This window comes from Acidovorax sp., assembly GCF_034519795.1.
Classification (GTDB): Bacteria; Pseudomonadota; Gammaproteobacteria; order Burkholderiales; family Burkholderiaceae_C; genus Acidovorax.
In genome coordinates this window covers 237,501-255,041 of sequence record NZ_JAXHOB010000007.1, presented here as the reverse complement: position 1 = coordinate 255,041, position 17,541 = coordinate 237,501, and the positions used below count along the sequence as shown (strand labels likewise).

Below are 17,541 nucleotides of genomic sequence, written 5' to 3'. Positions count from 1 at the left end.
CATGCCCTCGCAGCTATCAATTTTGCACTTGCGCCCGGATGGGCCTCACTGCACCACCCGCACCTGGTTGCGCCCCTGCGACTTGGCCTCGAAAAGTGCCTGGTCGGCGCGCGCCACGGCCTGCGCCAGGTGCTGCAGCGCCAACACCTCGCAGGCACCGATGGACACGCTCAGCGCCTCGGGCTGGACCAGGCCTTCGACCCCGAGGCGCAGCTTCTCGGCCACCTTGAGCGCATCGGCCAGCGGGGTCTGGGGCAGGCAGACCAGGAACTCCTCGCCGCCCCAGCGGATGATCTCGTCGCCCCGGCGCAAGGCGCCCCGCAGCACCCGGGCCACGGCCTGCAGTGCCGCGTCGCCCGCATCGTGGCCGTAGCGGTCGTTGATGCTCTTGAAGTGGTCCAGGTCCAGCATCAGGATGGACGAGGCTGGCTCGAACAGCGAGGTGCGGTACAGCCGCCGGTCGATCAGGTCCAGGGCGTGCCGGTTGAGCAGGCCGGTGAGCGCGTCGTGGTAGGCCGCGCGTTCGAGCTCCACGCGCTCGGCGGCCACCGTCATGAGCGAGCCGAACAGCTCGGCCAGCCCCGAGAAAAGTCCCACCCCGAGGTCATCGAAGTAGCCATCGCGGTCTGCGTACAACACGAACATACCGCTGTAGCCGTTGAAGGTGGAGCGGATCGGCAGGGCCAGTACGTGGCGGATGCCGTGCTCGCGCGCGGCTTCGCGCCAGGGGCCGTACAGGGAGTGCTGCGACACCGAGAAGGCCTGCGCGGGCTTGCCGTCCAGGGTGGAGAAGGCCGGGCCGATCTGCGTGAGCAGGTTGCGCTCGATGTGCAGGGCCTGCGCATACGCGGCGGCCGGGCCGGCGAACACCTGGGGGCGGATGGACTGGGTGTCGGAGGGGCCGAACCAGGTCCAGGCCAGGCGGATGTGGGGCGTGGCCTCGACGATGGACCGGCAGATGCCGTGGATGATCTCCAGCTCGCTGCGTCCGAGGATGAGCTTGGCGGAGCTCTTGAGCAGCACCTCGGCGATGGCCGATTTCTCGCGCTGGGCGTCAAACCCCTCGGACGGCACCTGCGGGGTGCGCGGTGATCGCTGCTTGTTGAAGAACATGGCGCGGGTCAGGCAGTGCGGCTGGGACCGGAAACCGCTTGCAGAGCGCTCATGCGGCGGGCACGCCCGGGGCATTGTGCCGGCGCACCAGCTCTTCGAACTCGGCCACCTGCAGGGGTGGGCTGAGCAGGTAGCCCTGCCAGGCATGGCAGTTGTTGCGCGCCAGGAACTCGCGCTGGGCCTCGGTCTCCACGCCCTCGGCGATCACGCGCAGGCCCAGGCTGGTGCCCAGCGCCACCACGGTGCGGGCGATGGCCGCGTCGTTGGGGTCGGTGAGCACGTCGCGCACGAAGCTCTGGTCGATCTTGAGCTGGTCCAGGGGCAGCCGCTTGAGGTAAGACAGCGAGGAATACCCGGTGCCGAAGTCGTCCAGCGAGAAGCCCACGCCATAGGCCTTGAGTTGGCCCATCTTGGCGATGGTGTCTTCCACGTCCGAGAGCAGCAGGCCTTCGGTCATCTCCAGCTTGAGGCGGCTGCCGTCGGCGCCCGAGCCGGCCAGCGCGGCCAGCACCTGGGCCACGAAGCCGCTCTGGTGGAACTGCCGCGGGCTCACGTTCACCGCCAGGCCCAGGCCGGCCAGGGCTGGCTGCTGCGCCCAGCGCGCCAGGCGCTGGCAGGCCACCTGCAGCACCCATTCGCCCAGCGGCAGGATCAGGCCGTTCTCTTCGGCCAGCGGAATGAACTGCGCTGGCGAGACGAAACCGTCGCGCGGATGGCGCCAGCGCAGCAATGCCTCGGCACCGGTGATGCGGCCCTGGTCGATCTGCGCCTGGTAGTACAGCTCGAACTGGCCCTGGGCCATTCCCACGCGCATGTCCAGTTCCATGGCCGCACGGGCGCTCACTGCGGCCTGCATCTGGGGGTCGTAGAAGCGCAGCGTGTCACGGCCTGCGGACTTGGCCTGGTACATGGCCAGGTCGGCGCGGCGCAGCAGTTCGTCCACCGTCTCGCGCACGCCGCTGAACAGGGTCACGCCCATGCTCAGCGAGCTGTGGTGCGCCTCGGCGCCGATGGCGTAGGGTTCGCGCAGCACGGCCAGGATGCGCTGGCCGGCTTCCTCGCAGCGCGCAGCGGCTTCCTCGGGCGTGGCGCCCAGGTCCTCGAGCAGCACCACGAACTCGTCGCCGCCCTGGCGCGCCACGGTGTCGTCCTCGTGCACACAGGCGCGCAGGCGGTTGGCCACCTGCAGCAGCAGGGTGTCGCCCTTGTCGTGGCCCTGGGTCTCGTTCAAGGTCTTGAAATTGTCGAGGTCGAGCAGCAGCAGCGCTCCATGGCTCTGGTGGCGCGCGCTGGTGGCCAGCGCCTGCTGCAGCCGGTCGATCAGCAGGCGGCGGTTGGGCAGCTGGGTCAGCGGGTCGTAGTAGGCCAGGTTCTTGATTTCATGCTCGGCCGCCTTGCGCTGGCTCAGGTCCTGCAGCGTGACGAGGTGGTCGTCCCCGATGCGCACGCCGGCCACCTCCACCGGGCGCACCACGCCGTCGCGGCACAGGAAGTGGTATTCGGCCGCAGCGATGATGCCGTCGCTGTCGTCCGCGCGCTGGCGTTCCTCGCGCCAGGCATTGCGCATCACCTCGCGTTCCTCGGGGTCGGGGTAGCTCTTTTCCCACCACACGTCCACAGTGGGCACGTCCTGCGCGGTATAGCCGCAGATCTGCAGGAAGCGTTCGTTGCGAAACGAGATGGTGCCGTCCTTTTGCACCAGGCACAGGCCCATGGGCAGGCGCTGCAGGATGCCACGCAGGTGCGCCTCGTTGCCGCGCAAGGTGTTCTCCATGCGCTTGCGCTCGCTGATGTCCTGCGCCACCGCGATGTGGAAGTCGGGCGAAGCACCGGGCGCCCACATGGGCGAGACGGTCAGGTCCACCCATATCTCGGTGCCGTTCTTGTGGAGGTACCGCTTTTCCATGCGGTACTCGCTGATCTCTCCGGCCTTGAGCCGCTCCAGCTGGGCCAGGTCGCGGGCCAGGTCTTCGGGCGGGCTGATGGCCTGTATGTCCAGCAGGCGCATCTCGGCGACGCTGTAGCCCAGGATGTCGCAGTACTTCTGGTTGATGCGCACGAAGCGGCCCGTGGCGGTCTCGGTCTGCGCCACCCCCACGGCAGCCTGGTTGAACAGGGCGCGAAAGCGGTCTTCGCTCTCGCGCCGGGCCTCGTCGGACACCTGTGCGCGCGCCAGGGCCAGGGTGCGCTGGCGCGCCAGCAGGGTCACCAGCGCGGCCAGCAGCAGCGACACGACCGCGCCCGCCCCGCCCGCCGCCCAGGGCAGGCTGCGCTCGGACAGCGACAGCAGCGACTGCGTGGGCATGAAGCTCAGGCGCCAGCGGCGGTCGTGCACCAGGATGTCCCGTTCGTACGGCACGGCGTCCGGCAGGGCCTGCGCGGTGGGCGGCAGCAGCACGCGCACCGTGGTGTCGGTGGCGCCCGCGCGGGCGGAGCCCTGGTCGGTGATGGAGACCGCGATGCCATTGAGCAGGCCCTCGCCGCGCATGAAGCGCACCAGGTCGTAGACGCGGATGGTGGCGGCCACGGCCCCGATGAACACCTGCGGCTTGAGGTCGACCACCCCGGATCGGTCATACACCGGCACGCGGATCACGAACGCCGTGCGGTGCGTCTGCTCCTGCACCAGGTCGAACGGGGCCGAGGCCACGGTGTTCCCGCTGTCGCGGCTGTACTGCATGGCCGCCAGGTTGGTGGGCTGGGCACTGATGTCGAGGCCCAGCACCGCCTCGTTGCCGCGCATGGGCCACAGATACTCGGCCACGAAGTATTCGGGGCGCTCGCCGGGCGGGCGGATCGAAAACTCGGGATAGCCGGCGGGGTCGATGGACGTGTCGGCCCGCACGCGGGCTTCGTAGTCGGCCTTCTCGGCCAGGGTCACCCGGCGCGTGAACGACAGGTTGCGCACGCCGGGGTAGCGCTCGGAGATGTCGAGCTCGCTGGCCACCCGTTCGAACTCGGCCCGCGTGAGCCCCGGGTTGGCCGAAAACAGCCCGCGCAGGCCATGCACGATCTCGGTGTGTGTGGCGATGCGCTGGACCAGCGCGTCGGTGAACAGCCGCGTCTCCTGGGTCAGGCGGGCCTTGGCCACGGCCTGGACCGCATCGGCCTGTTGCCGTGCCAGGCCGAAGCTGAGCAACAAGCCGGCCGCAGCCACACCCAGGCCAGGCAACCAATGCCGGTAAAAGCCGTTGAGGGGTAGCAAAGCCATTAGAACAGGGAGTCAGCGAAAGCCAGACAGGGTTGTACACGGCGTGCCAGGGCACTGCCGCAACAGCCCATGAGGATAGCGGGATTCGGCCCCGCGATCCGGCATGCAAGGGCCCACATCTTGTAACAAGGCCGCTGTTTTTGCCGTACCGTTTATGCAACACCGGGGGGTGTTTTGGGCAGTCCCCGCTGCGGGCCCCCTGCCGCCACAGGGTAGGGAGCAAACCGGCTTCGATTCTCATCCACGTCCAGCACCCGGCCGATGGGCGGAAACGCCCTCTGCGGGCAGGCCTCGCGCTCGCAGACCTTGCAGCCCATGCCGATGGGCACGGCCGCCTCGGGGTCGGACAGGTTCAGGCCGCGCGAGTACACGAGCTGCGCGGCATGGCGCAGGTCGCAGCCCAGCGCCACCGAGAACTCCTTGCCGGGCGCGCCCCAGCCTCCGCCCCCACCACCACCGCCGCCGCGCGAGACGGTGCGCGCCACCCAGAGGTAGGCCCGGCCATCGGGCATGCGCGCCAGCTGCGGCACGATGCGCCCGGGCTGGGCAAAGGCCTCGTACACGTTCCACAGCGGGCAGGTGCCGCCGATCTTGCTGAAGTGGAAATGCGTGGCCGACTGGCGCTTGGAGATGTTGCCCGCCCGGTCCACGCGGATGAAGAAAAAGGGCACACCGCGCGCGCTGGGCCGCTGCAGCGTGGACAGGCGGTGGCACACCGTCTCGAAGCCGACGCCGAACTGGTGGCCCAGCCGGTCGATGTCGTAGCGCACCGCCTCGGCCGCCTGCAGGAAGGCGGTGTAGGGCAGCAGCAAGGCGCCCGCGAAGTAGTTGGCCAGACCGATGCGCGCCAGCGCCCGCGCCTGGTCGCCCGACAGGCCGGCCCCATCGGCCAGGCGGCGCAGTTCGGGCCCCATCTCCAGAAAGGCCAGTTGCGTCGCCATCTGGAAGGCGCGCTGCCCCGCCTCGAGCCCCTGGGCCAGCTGCAAGACGCCGCTGGCCGGGTCGTAGTGGCGTTGCGCGCCGCCCGGCAGTTCGGCCACCGTGGCCACATGCACGCCGTGGGCGGACTGCAGGCGCCGCGCCAACCCTTCGTCGGCCCGGCCCGGCTGCAGCGTCCACTCACCCGCCAGCCGCTCGGCCGCATCGTCAAGCTCGGTGATGTGGTTGTGGCGGGCAAAGAAGAAATCGCGCACCTCCTCGTAAGCCATGGGCTGGTGGCTGGAAGGGGCCCGTTCACCGCTGCGGTCGTCGCCCCACTGGGCGCCCAGGGCATCGAGCCGCTCCAGCGCCTGGCGGTGGCGCTGGTGCAGGGCCAGCAGGGTGCGCGCCACGGCGGGCATGCCCGAGGCCAGCTCGCGGATCTCGGCCAGCGACACGGCCTGCTGCACCCCATCGGCACCGGGCTCGGCGGGTGTGTCGGCCAGCACCTCGCGCAGTCCGGTGATCAGGCGCGCCTCGTCGTCGTCGGAAAAGCGCTGCACGTCCACGCCGAACACGGCGTTGATCTTGAGCAGCACCGGCACGGTGAGCGGCCGCTGGTTCTGTTCGAGCTGGTTGAGGTAGCTGGCCGACAGGTCGAGCGCGCGCGCCAGAGCGATCTGCGTCATGCCGCGCTCCTCGCGCAGGCGGCGCAGGCGCACGCCCATGAAGGTCTTCTTCATGGTACTGACACCACTGCACCATTCATTCGCAAGATTCGCAAATTATCCATTTTCTCTTCGCAATCATTCGCCATTTCAGCCCTGTACCTGGGGTAGGGGCTTGCGTACATTGCGAATCATGCAACAAACCAGCGCCCTGCACCAGCCCATGCATTTCACGGAGATGGTGTTCCCCGAGCGCAGCAACCACTACGGCACGCTGTTCGGCGGCCAGGCCCTGCTGCTGATGGGCCAGGCCGCCTTCGTCACGGCCAGCCGCCATGCGCGCTGCGCGGTGGTGATTGCGCGCTGCAGTGATGTGCAGTTCATGGCGCCCGTGCCCCAGGGGCAGGCGCTGCGGCTGACCGCGCAAGTCTTGCGCACCGGCAACAGCTCGATGACCGTGGAGGTCAGCGGCAGCGCCGAGAACCTGCACACCGGCCACCAGCAGCCCGCGCTGCGCGGCGCCTTCGAGATGGTGGCCGTGGACTGCGCCGGCCGACCCCGGCGCATCTGATTTCTTTCTTCTTCCCTTTTTCCCCACCGTTTCGCAACAGGAGACCGCCCCCATGAGCGACCCCCTCGCCACCGGCTTCAAGCCCAAGAAATCCGTCGCCCTCTCGGGCGTGACCGCCGGCAACACGGCGCTGTGCACCGTGGGCCGCACGGGCAACGACCTGCACTACCGCGGCTACGACATCCTGGACATCGCCGAGGTCTGCGAGTTCGAGGAGATCGCCCACCTGCTGGTGCACGGCAAGCTGCCGACCACGGCCGAGCTGCGCGCCTACAAGGGACGCCTCAAGTCGCTGCGCGGCCTGCCCGCCAATGTGAAGGAGGCGCTGGAGCAGTTGCCCGCCAGCAGCCACCCCATGGACGTGATGCGCACGGGCGTGTCCGCCCTGGGCTGCGTGCTGCCCGAGAAGGACGGGCACCACACGCCCGGCGCACGCGACATCGCCGACCGGCTGATGGCATCGCTCGGCTCCATGCTGCTGTACTGGTACCACTGGTCCACCCAGGGCAAGCGCATCGAGGTGGAGACGGACGACGAGTCCATCGGCGCGCACTTTCTGCACCTGCTGCATGGCAAGAAGCCATCGGCCGCTTGGGAGCGCGCCATGCACACCTCGCTGAACCTGTATGCCGAGCATGAGTTCAACGCCTCCACCTTCACCGCGCGCGTGGTCGCCGGCACGGGCAGCGATGTGTACTCGTGCATCACCGGCGCCATCGGCGCGCTGCGCGGGCCCAGGCATGGCGGTGCCAATGAAGTGGCCTTCGAGATCCAGAAACGCTACGACAGCGCCGACGAGGCCGAGGCCGACATCCGCCGCCGCGTGGACGCCAAGGAGGTGGTGATCGGCTTCGGCCACCCGGTGTACACCGTGAGCGACCCGCGCAACGAGGTCATCAAGCGCGTGGCGCGCCAGCTCTCGGAGCAAGCCGGCACCACCAGGATGTTCGACATCGCCGAGCGGCTGGAGACGGTGATGTGGGAGGCCAAGCAGATGTTCCCCAACCTCGACTGGTTCAGCGCCGTGAGCTACCACATGATGGGCGTGCCCACGGCCATGTTCACGCCACTGTTCGTCATTGCGCGCACCAGCGGCTGGGCGGCGCACATCATCGAGCAGCGCATCGACAACAAGATCATCCGCCCCAGTGCCCACTACACCGGCCCCGAAGACCTGGCCTTCGTGCCCATCAACGAACGCAAGTAGATTCGACAGGAAGCGACCCGCCCTGCCCCACGTCCATGAACACAAGATACCGCAAGAACCTGCCCGGCACTGCGCTGGACTATTTCGACGCCCGTGAAGCCGTCGATGCCCTGGAGCCCGGCGCCTGGGCCAGGCTGCCCTACACCTCGCGCGTGCATGCCGAGAACCTGGTGCGCCGCTGCGACCCGGCCACGCTGGATGCGTCTCTGCGCCAACTGATCGAGCGCCGGCGCGACCTGGACTTTCCGTGGTTTCCGGCGCGTGTGGTGTGCCATGACATCCTGGGCCAGACGGCGCTGGTGGACCTGGCCGGTCTGCGCGATGCAATTGCGGATATGGGTGGCGACCCGGCCCAGGTGAACCCGGTGGTGCCCACCCAGCTCATCGTGGACCATTCGCTGGCCGTGGAGCACGGCGGCGACGACCCCGAGGCCTTCGCCAAGAACCGCGCCATCGAGGACCGGCGCAACGCGGACCGCTTTCACTTCATCGAGTGGACGAAGAAGGCGTTCAAGAACGTCGAGGTGATCCCACCGGGCAACGGCATCATGCACCAGATCAACCTGGAGCGCATGTCGCCCGTGGTGCATGCCCAGGGCGGCGTGGCCTTCCCCGACACGCTGGTGGGCACCGACAGCCACACCCCGCACGTGGATGCGCTCGGCGTCATCGCCATCGGCGTGGGCGGGCTGGAGGCCGAGAGCGTGATGCTGGGCCGCGCCTCGTGGATGCGCCTGCCCGACATCATCGGTGTGGAACTGAGCGGCCGGCCGCAGCCCGGCATCACCGCCACCGACATCGTGCTGGCCCTCACCGAGTTCCTGCGCCAGCAGAAGGTGGTGGGCGCCTACCTGGAGTTCTTCGGCGCCGGCGCCTCGGCGCTGACCCTGGGCGACCGGGCCACCATCTCCAACATGACGCCCGAGTTCGGCGCCACGGCGGCGATGTTCTACATCGACGAGCAGACCATCGCCTACCTGCGCCTCACGGGCCGGGAGGCGGAGCAGGTGCGGCTGGTGGAGACCTACGCCAGGGAGACCGGCCTGTGGGCCGACGCCCTGGCCACGGCCGAATACGAGCGCGTGCTGTCGTTCGACCTGTCCCGCGTGGTGCGCAGCATGGCCGGCCCCTCCAACCCGCACAAGCGCCTGCCCACCCGCGACCTGGCGGCACGCGGCATTGCCGGGCCGTGGGCCGAGGTGCCAGGGCAGATGCCCGATGGCGCGGTCATCATCGCCGCCATCACCAGCTGCACCAACACCAGCAACCCGCGCAACGTGATCGCCGCCGGCCTGCTGGCGCGCAATGCCAATGCCCGGGGCCTCGTGCGCAAGCCCTGGGTCAAGTCGTCGCTGGCGCCCGGCTCCAAGGCCGTGCAGCTGTACCTGGAGGATGCCGGACTGCTGGCCGAGCTGGAACAGCTCGGCTTTGGCATCGTGGCCTTTGCCTGTACCACCTGCAACGGCATGTCGGGGGCGCTGGCCCCGGCCATCCAGCAGGAGATCATCGACCGCGACCTGTACGCCACGGCCGTGCTCTCGGGCAACCGCAATTTCGACGGGCGCATCCACCCCTATGCGAAACAGGCCTTCCTCGCATCGCCGCCGCTGGTGGTGGCGTACGCGATCGCCGGCACGGTGCGCTTCGATATCGAAAAAGACGTGCTCGGCACGGACGCCCAGGGCTGCCCCGTCACGCTCCAGGACATCTGGCCCAGCGACGAAGAGATCGACGCCATCGTGGCGCAAAGCGTCAAGCCCGGGCATTTCCGCCGCGTGTACGAGCCCATGTTCCGGCTGCAGGCGGCCAGCGGCGAGGCGGCCGTGAGCCCGCTCTACGGCTGGCGGCCACAGAGCACCTACATTCGCCGCCCGCCCTACTGGGAAGGTGCCCTGGCCGGCGAGCGCACCCTTACCGGCCTGCGCCCCCTGGCCGTGCTGCCCGACAACATCACCACCGACCACCTCTCGCCCTCCAACGCCATCCTGATGGACAGCGCGGCCGGCGAGTACCTGCACCGCATGGGCCTGCCCGAGGAGGATTTCAACTCCTACGCCACGCACCGCGGCGATCACCTCACGGCGCAGCGCGCGACCTTTGCCAACCCGCAACTGGTCAACGAGATGGCCGTGGTCGATGGGCGGGTGAAGAAGGGATCCTTCACCCGCATCGAGCCCGAAGGCCAGGTGGTGCGCATGTGGGAGGGCATCGAGACCTACATGCAGCGCGGCCAGCCGCTGATCATCATCGCCGGCGCCGACTATGGCCAGGGCTCGTCGCGCGACTGGGCGGCCAAGGGCGTGCGCCTGGCGGGGGTGGAGGCGATCGCGGCCGAGGGGTTCGAGCGCATCCACCGCACCAACCTGATCGGCATGGGCGTGCTGCCGCTGGAGTTCAAGCCCGGGACGAACCGCCTCACGCTCGGCCTCGACGGCACCGAGACGTACGATGTGGTGGGCGAGCGCCGCCCGCGCGCCGACCTCGTGCTGGTGGTGCGGCGCAAGGGCGGCGAGCGCATCGATGTGCCGATGACCTGCCGCCTGGACACCGCCGAGGAAGCCTCGATCTACGAGGCCGGCGGCGTTCTGCAGCGCTTCGCACAAGATTTTCTTGCCTCCACCTCCCCGCCACCGGTTGCCTGACATGCCCCACCCACCTCAGACCAAGATCCCCGCCACCTACATGCGCGGCGGCACCAGCAAGGGCGTGTTCTTCCGACTGCAGGACCTGCCCGTCGCCGCCCAGGTGCCGGGCGCTGCGCGCGATGCACTCCTGCTGCGCGTGGCCGGCAGCCCCGACCCCTATGGCAAGCAGACCGACGGCATGGGCGGAGCCACGTCGAGCACCAGCAAGGTGGTGATCCTCGCGCCCGCCACCCGGCCCGGCCACGATGTGGACTACCTCTTCGGCCAGGTGGCCATCGACTCGGCCTTTGTGGACTGGAGCGGCAACTGCGGCAACCTGTCGGCCGCCGTGGGGCCGTTCGCCATCGCCAACGGCCTGGTGGATGCCGCCCGTGTGCCGCACGATGGCATCGCCACGGTACGCATCTGGCAGGCCAACATCGGCAAGACCATCATCGCCCATGTGCCCATCACCGGCGGGGCGGTGCAGGAGACCGGCGATTTCGAGCTCGATGGCGTGGCCTTTCCCGCAGCCGAGGTGCAGCTCGCATTCATGGACCCGGCGGCCGACGAGGACGGTGCCGGCGGCGCCATGTTCCCCACCGGCAACGTCGTGGACGAGCTCGCTGTGCCGGGCGTGGGCACGCTGCGTGCCACCCTGATCAACGCCGGCATTCCCACCATCTTCGTCCATGCCGCCGACATTGGCTACACCGGCACCGAGCTGCAGGATGCCGTCAATGGCGACCCCGCCGCGCTCGCGCGCTTCGAGGCCATCCGCGCCCATGGCGCCGTGCGCATGGGGCTGATCGCCACGGTGCAAGACGCCGCCCGGCGCCAGCACACACCCAAGGTGGCCTTCGTCGCGCCGCCGGCCGGCTACACCGCATCGAGCGGCAAGGCCGTGGCCGCCGCCGATGTGGACCTGCTGGTGCGCGCCCTGTCCATGGGCAAACTGCACCACGCCATGATGGGCACGGCGGCCGTGGCCATCGCCACCGCTGCGGCCATCCCCGGCACGCTGGTGAACTTGGCCGCCGGGGGCGGGCAGCGCAGCGCCGTGCGCTTTGGCCACCCCTCGGGCACGCTGCGCGTGGGCGCGGAGGCCACGCAGCAACCCAACGGCGAATGGACGGTGACCAAGGCACTGATGGGCCGCAGCGCCCGCGTGCTCATGAGCGGCTGGGTACATGTGCCTGGTGACGCCTTCTGACGCCCTTCGCAAAACAACCCCGACTCCCATCCCCCATCCATCCATGTCCACCCGCAAGACCCTCAAAGCCCTGGCCGAATCGCGCCGCGGCGTCCTCGTTCCCGGCGCCTTCAACGCCCTGTCGGCCCGCGTGGTGGCCGACCTGGGCTTCGAAGCCCTCTACGTCACCGGCGCCGGGGTGACGAATATGTGGTTCGGCCTGCCGGACCAGGCCTTCATGGGCCTGACCGACATGGCCGACCACACGGCGCGCATCCGCGACGCAGTAGAACTGCCGCTGATCGTGGACGCCGACACCGGCTTCGGCAACGCGCTCAACACCTACCACGCGGTGCGCACGCTGGAGCGCGCTGGCGCCGACTGCATCCAGCTCGAAGACCAGGTCAGCCCCAAGCGCTGCGGACACTTCAACGGCAAGGAGGTGATCAGCACCGACGAGATGCTGGGCAAGATCCGGGCCGCCGTGGACGCCCGCCGCGACCCCGACACCCTCATCCTGGCACGCACCGATGCCTGCGCCACCCAGGGCTTCGAGGCCGCCGTGGAACGCGCCCAGCGCTTCGGCGAGGCCGGCGCCGACATTCTGTTCGTGGAGGCCGTGACCACGGCCGAGGAGATCCGCGCCCTGCCCCGGCGCCTGGCCGGCAAACCCCAGCTCATGAACATGGTGATCGGCGGCAAGACGCCCATCTTCAGCGCCGAGGAACTGGCCGGCCTGGGCTACGGCATCGTGCTCTATGCCAATGCTGCGCTGCAGGGTGCAGTGGCCGGTATGCAGAAGGCGCTGACCGTGCTGCGCGACACGCAACGCATCGACGAGGACCCCGCGCTGGTGGCCCCGTTTGCGGAGCGCCAGCGGCTGGTGAAGAAGAGCGAGTGGGATGTGCTGGAGCAGAAGTACCGGTGATCGGAGCGGCGCCCAGGCAGGAAGAATCCTCCCCAGGCACGCTTCTCAGGCGGCAGGCGCGGCCTGTGCCGTCAGCATGTTCGCATCGCGCGCCAGCAGCCAGCGTCCCTGCTCCTTGCAGAACACACTGAGCACTGGTCCCGCGCGCAGCCCAGGTGCGCCCCCGCAGGGCGGCGTGATGGTCACCGTGAGGTGCGCACGGGCAAACGCCCAGTCGCCGGCCACCTGCACCTCCTGGACCTCGCTCGCGCCGTCGATCCTGGGGCCGGCATTGCCGGCCTGCAGTTTGGCGGCTGCCTGGAAGTCGGCCCTGGACATGGCTGGCCTGCCGGGCAGGAGGAAGACCACGTCGTCGGTCATCAGGTCCATCACCGTGTCCACGTCGCCGGCCCGGGTCGCAGCCATCCAGGTGGCGATCAGTGCCCGGATCTGGGCTTCATCGTCAGAGTACATGGTCGCTTCCGCAGAGGTGCCTGTCAGGCCAACGCCCGCTACGCGTCGTCTCGCAGCAGTGCCATGGCCAGGCTGTCGTGGTACTCGCCATCCACGCGCACCGAACGGCGGCAAATGCCCTCCAGTTCGAAGCCCATGCGTTCGTACAGCGCCTTGGCATTGGCGTTGTCGGAGCGCACGCTCAGCTCGATGCGGGTCAGCCCCCGGGCCCAGGCGCCTTCGATGGCGGCGCGCATCAGCCGGGCCCCGATGCCCTGGTGCCGCGCAGAGGGGATGAGCCCGATGCCCAGAGTGCCGACATGCGCCCGCGTCTGCCCCGTGCCGGGCAGGACGTCGCACCAGCCCACGACCTGACCGCCGACCACGGCCACCACCTGGCACTGGTCGTTGGCGAGGATGTGCTCATAGAAGCTGCGCGAGGACTCCCAGGGCGGGGCCTCGGTAAAGGCCAGGAAGCGCTTCTCGCGCGCGACCGTGTCGAGCGCATGCCACAGGCCCTCGAAGTGCGCTGGCGCCACCGGTTCGATGGACAGGTTCATCCCACAGATCTCCAGTCAGCGGGGCCCATGCCCCGAGCCACGGCAGTCTACAGGCCCGCAGAAAACACCCAACCCGCCCCCAGGTCGGCGGGCGGCGCGGCAGCGCCAGCGCTTGCCGCATCCGCACGGTGCTTGTCCATGATGCGGTGCAGGTTGCCCTCGATCCAGTCCACCAGCCCTTCGACCTGGCGCGCCACCTCGGCCCCCATGGGCGTGAGGCTGTATTCGACATGGGGCGGCACCACCGGGTGCGACACGCGCAGCACAAAGCCATCGTGCTCCAGCCACTGCAGGGTCTGGGCCAGCATCTTCTCGCTGACGCCGCCGACCTTGCGGCGCAGGTCGCTGAAGCGGTGCGTGCCGGCCAGCAGGGCCACCAGCACCAGCACGCCCCAGCGGCTGGTCACATGCTGCAGCACCGCGCGCGACGGGCAATCGGGCGAGAACAGCTGGCCGCGCTGCAGCCGCTCGGCAATGCCTTCGGGCGGGCCGGCATCAACAGGGCTTGGCAAGGAATGGTCAGGCATGGGGTACTTACCTTTATGTACGTACTTACGAAAAGTGAGTGTGGCCGCTATTCTGCCTTCTCTGTCTTTTTCAACCAAGGGTTTTTCACCATGATCGCCATCACCGGAGCCACCGGCCAACTCGGCCGCCTCGTCATCCAGTCCCTGCTCAAAACCGTCCCCGCCGCCCAGATCATTGCGGCCGTGCGCAGCCCCGAAAAAGCCCAGGACCTTGCGGCCCTGGGCGTGCAGGTGCGCAAGGCCGACTACACACAGCCCGACACGCTCGACGCGGCCCTCCAGGGCGTGAACAAGCTGTTGTTGATTTCATCGAGCGAAGTGGGCCAGCGCACGGCGCAGCACAAGGCGGTGATCGACGCAGCAAAGCGTGCCCAGGTGCAACTGCTGGCCTACACCAGCGTGTTGCGTGCCGACAGCTCCTTGCTGGGCCTGGCGGCAGAGCATGTGGAGACCGAAGCCCTGCTGCGCGCCTCGGGCCTGCCCGTGGTGCTGCTGCGCAATGGCTGGTACACCGAAAACTACACGGCCAGCGTGCCGGCCGCCCTCGCCCATGGCGCCGTGCTGGGCAGCGCGGGCAATGGCCGCATCGCCTCGGCGGCGCGCGTGGACTATGCCGAAGCCGCCGCCGTGGTGCTGGCCACCGATGGCCAGGCCGGCCGCGTGTACGAGCTCGCGGGTGACAGCGCCTACACCCTGGCCAACCTGGCGGCAGAGATCGCGCGCCAGTCGGGCAAGAACGTGGCCTACCAGGACCTGCCCGAGGCCGACTTCCAGGCTACCCTGGTGCAAGTGGGCCTGCCAGCCGGCTTTGCCGCGCTGCTGGCCGATTCGGACGCCGCAGCGGCCAAGGGTGCGTTGTTCGACGATGGCCACCAGCTCAGCCAGCTGATCGGCCGGGCCACGACGCCGCTGGCGACCACGGTGGCGGCGGCGCTGAAGGGCTGATGAACCCAGGGGCGGCGAGAGCGGCCCTTTTCTCTGGACACCGATGGCCTGGCTGCATTTTCGCGCCCCCAAACGCAAAACCCCCCAGTCCTTTGGGGACTGAGGGGGTTTGGGGCTGTAAGAGCCTGACGATGACCTACTTTCACACGGGAACCCGCACTATCATCGGCGCAAAGTCGTTTCACTGTCCTGTTCGGGATGGGAAGGAGTGGTACCAACTTGCTATGGTCATCAGGCATAACTGGGTGTTGTCTTGGTGTTTAGGTCAAGACAACGAATTCATAGAGTATGGAATCAGATTAGATTTTTGTATTTTTGACTGCGTCAACTTGGCATAACAATCATTGAAGCACATTACGCGCTATCAAAGTTATAGGGTCAAGCCGCACGAGCAATTAGTATCAGTTAGCTTAACGCATTACTGCGCTTCCACACCTGACCTATCAACGTCCTGGTCTTGAACGACTCTTCAGGGGGCTCAAGGCCCCGGCAGATCTCATCTTGAAACGAGTTTCCCGCTTAGATGCTTTCAGCGGTTATCTCTTCCACACTTAGCTACTCGGCAATGCCACTGGCGTGACAACCGATACACCAGAGGTGTGTCCACTCCGGTCCTCTCGTACTAGGAGCAGGCTTCCTCAAATCTGCAGCGCCCACGGAAGATAGGGACCAAACTGTCTCACGACGTTTTAAACCCAGCTCACGTACCTCTTTAAATGGCGAACAGCCATACCCTTGGGACCGGCTACAGCCCCAGGATGAGATGAGCCGACATCGAGGTGCCAAACACCGCCGTCGATATGAACTCTTGGGCGGTATCAGCCTGTTATCCCCAGAGTACCTTTTATCCGTTGAGCGATGGCCCTTCCATACAGAACCACCGGATCACTATGTCCTGCTTTCGCATCTGCTCGACTTGTCAGTCTCGCAGTTAAGCACGCTTATGCCATTGCACTATCGTCACGATGTCCGACCGTAACTAGCGTACCTTCGAACTCCTCCGTTACGCTTTGGGAGGAGACCGCCCCAGTCAAACTGCCTACCATGCACTGTCCCCGATCCAGATAATGGACCTAGGTTAGAACCTCAAACACACCAGGGTGGTATTTCAACGTTGGCTCCATGACATCTAGCGACATCACTTCAAAGCCTCCCACCTATCCTACACAGATCTGTTCAAAGTCCAATACAAAGCTACAGTAAAGGTTCATGGGGTCTTTCCGTCTTTCCGCGGGGAGATTGCATCATCACAAACATTTCAACTTCGCTGAGTCTCAGGAGGAGACAGTGTGGCCATCGTTACGCCATTCGTGCAGGTCGGAACTTACCCGACAAGGAATTTCGCTACCTTAGGACCGTTATAGTTACGGCCGCCGTTTACTGGGACTTCAATCAAGAGCTTGCACCCCATCATTTAATCTTCCAGCACCGGGCAGGCGTCACACCCTATACGTCCACTTTCGTGTTTGCAGAGTGCTGTGTTTTTATTAAACAGTCGCAGCCACCGATTTTTTGCAACCCCGTTGGGCTCCCTCTGTTCGAGTTCACCTACTTGGGGCATACCTTCTCCCGAAGTTACGGTATCAATTTGCCGAGTTCCTTCTCCTGAGTTCTCTCAAGCGCCTTAGAATACTCATCTCGCGCACCAGTGTCGGTTTGCGGTACGGTCGTCAATAGCTGAAGCTTAGTGGCTTTTCCTGGAAGCAGGGTATCACTCACTTCGTCTGCAAGCAGACTCGTTATCACCCCTCATCTAAGCCCGGCGGATTTGCCTACCAGGCACGACTACAGGCTTGAACCAACATATCCAACAGTTGGCTGAGCTAACCTTCTCCGTCCCCACATCGCACTATTGATCGGTACAGGAATATTGACCTGTTTCCCATCAGCTACGCATCTCTGCCTCGCCTTAGGGGCCGACTCACTCTACGCCGATGAACGTTGCGTAGAAAACCTTGCGCTTACGGCGAGGGGGCTTTTCACCCCCTTTAACGCTACTCATGTCAGCATTCGCACTTCTGATACCTCCAGCATCCGTTACCAGACACCTTCACAGGCCTACAGAACGCTCTCCTACCACGTGCAATAAATTGCACATCCGCAGCTTCGGTAACTGGCTTAGCCCCGTTACATCTTCCGCGCAGGACGACTCGATCAGTGAGCTATTACGCTTTCTTTAAATGATGGCTGCTTCTAAGCCAACATCCTGACTGTTTTAGCCTTCCCACTTCGTTTCCCACTTAGCCAATTTTAGGGACCTTAGCTGGCGGTCTGGGTTGTTTCCCTCTTGAGTCCGGACGTTAGCACCCGGTGCTCTGTCTCCCAAGCTGTACTCGTCGGTATTCGGAGTTTGCATAGGTTTGGTAAGTCGCCATGACCCCCTAGCCTAAACAGTGCTCTACCCCCGACGGTAATACTTGAGGCACTACCTAAATAGTTTTCGGAGAGAACCAGCTATTTCCAAGTTTGTTTAGCCTTTCACCCCTATCCACAGCTCATCCGCTAGTTTTGCAACACTAGTCGGTTCGGACCTCCAGTACCTGTTACGGCACCTTCATCCTGGCCATGGATAGATCACTTGGTTTCGGGTCTACACCCAGCGACTGATTCGCCCTATTCGGACTCGATTTCTCTACGGCTTCCCT

The 17,541-nt window shown here is 66.5% G+C and carries 12 protein-coding genes and 2 rRNA genes (1 of these 14 cut by a window edge); 6 read left to right on the top strand and 8 right to left on the bottom strand.

Features of this window, described 5'->3' with window-relative positions; translation table 11 throughout:
* Positions 1–45: 45 nt before the first annotated feature.
* The 3 genes from U5N23_RS07370 to U5N23_RS07360 all read right to left on the bottom strand — a co-directional run bounded on the left by U5N23_RS07370 (position 46) and on the right by U5N23_RS07360 (position 5,985).
* Entirely contained in the window at positions 46–1,113 is a 1,068-nt protein-coding gene (locus U5N23_RS07370; RefSeq protein WP_322592150.1) for a GGDEF domain-containing protein, read from the bottom strand.
* Between the two features lie 49 nt (positions 1,114–1,162).
* On the bottom strand, positions 1,163–4,324 hold the full coding sequence (locus tag U5N23_RS07365; RefSeq protein WP_322592149.1) for an EAL domain-containing protein: 3,162 nt from the start codon (positions 4,322–4,324) through the stop codon (positions 1,163–1,165).
* A 152-nt stretch (positions 4,325–4,476) separates the two neighbouring features.
* The gene (locus tag U5N23_RS07360) at positions 4,477–5,985 is read right to left on the bottom strand and encodes a short-chain fatty acyl-CoA regulator family protein (protein WP_322592148.1); all 1,509 of its coding nucleotides are present in this window, start codon (positions 5,983–5,985) and stop codon (positions 4,477–4,479) included.
* A gap of 118 nt (positions 5,986–6,103) precedes the next feature.
* Between U5N23_RS07360 and U5N23_RS07355 the strand changes: the two genes are divergently transcribed.
* The 5 genes from U5N23_RS07355 to U5N23_RS07335 are packed head-to-tail and all read left to right on the top strand — an operon-like array spanning position 6,104 to position 12,432.
* Positions 6,104–6,481, top strand: a complete 378-nt coding sequence (locus tag U5N23_RS07355; RefSeq protein ID WP_322592147.1) for an acyl-CoA thioesterase — start codon at positions 6,104–6,106, stop codon at positions 6,479–6,481.
* A 52-nt stretch (positions 6,482–6,533) separates the two neighbouring features.
* Positions 6,534–7,688, top strand: coding sequence for a 2-methylcitrate synthase (gene prpC, locus U5N23_RS07350; protein WP_322592146.1), 1,155 nt, complete (start codon positions 6,534–6,536; stop codon positions 7,686–7,688).
* Between the two features lie 35 nt (positions 7,689–7,723).
* Positions 7,724–10,330, top strand: coding sequence for a Fe/S-dependent 2-methylisocitrate dehydratase AcnD (gene acnD / locus U5N23_RS07345; protein ID WP_322592145.1), 2,607 nt, complete (start codon positions 7,724–7,726; stop codon positions 10,328–10,330).
* 1 nt (position 10,331) lies between these two features.
* Positions 10,332–11,525, top strand: coding sequence for a 2-methylaconitate cis-trans isomerase PrpF (gene prpF / locus U5N23_RS07340; protein WP_322592144.1), 1,194 nt, complete (start codon positions 10,332–10,334; stop codon positions 11,523–11,525).
* A gap of 43 nt (positions 11,526–11,568) precedes the next feature.
* Positions 11,569–12,432 carry an isocitrate lyase/PEP mutase family protein gene (locus U5N23_RS07335; RefSeq protein ID WP_322592143.1) on the top strand — a complete coding sequence of 288 codons (864 nt, stop codon included), beginning with the start codon at positions 11,569–11,571 and terminating at the stop codon, positions 12,430–12,432.
* Between the two features lie 45 nt (positions 12,433–12,477).
* Here the strand turns inward: U5N23_RS07335 and U5N23_RS07330 are convergent, their stop codons facing one another.
* The 3 genes from U5N23_RS07330 to U5N23_RS07320 are packed head-to-tail and all read right to left on the bottom strand — an operon-like array spanning position 12,478 to position 13,951.
* Positions 12,478–12,885, bottom strand: coding sequence for an SgcJ/EcaC family oxidoreductase (locus U5N23_RS07330; RefSeq protein ID WP_322592142.1), 408 nt, complete (start codon positions 12,883–12,885; stop codon positions 12,478–12,480).
* Positions 12,886–12,923: 38 nt separating this feature from the next.
* Complete coding sequence (locus U5N23_RS07325; RefSeq protein ID WP_322592141.1) at positions 12,924–13,424, bottom strand: GNAT family N-acetyltransferase; 501 nt, start codon at positions 13,422–13,424, stop codon at positions 12,924–12,926.
* Positions 13,425–13,471: 47 nt separating this feature from the next.
* Positions 13,472–13,951 (bottom strand): helix-turn-helix domain-containing protein, encoded by a 480-nt coding sequence (locus U5N23_RS07320; protein ID WP_322592140.1) that lies wholly within the window; start codon positions 13,949–13,951, stop codon positions 13,472–13,474.
* 90 nt (positions 13,952–14,041) lie between these two features.
* Here U5N23_RS07320 and U5N23_RS07315 point away from each other — a divergent pair, with 90 nt between their 5' ends.
* Positions 14,042–14,896: an SDR family oxidoreductase gene (locus tag U5N23_RS07315; protein ID WP_322592139.1), complete on the top strand. Its 855-nt coding sequence runs from the start codon at positions 14,042–14,044 to the stop codon at positions 14,894–14,896.
* Positions 14,897–15,019: 123 nt separating this feature from the next.
* On the opposite strand, the gene rrf is transcribed toward U5N23_RS07315, so the two are convergent.
* A 5S ribosomal RNA gene (rrf, locus tag U5N23_RS07310) occupies positions 15,020–15,132 on the bottom strand.
* A gap of 138 nt (positions 15,133–15,270) precedes the next feature.
* Positions 15,271–17,541, bottom strand: a 23S ribosomal RNA gene (locus tag U5N23_RS07305); it runs 608 nt beyond the window's last position.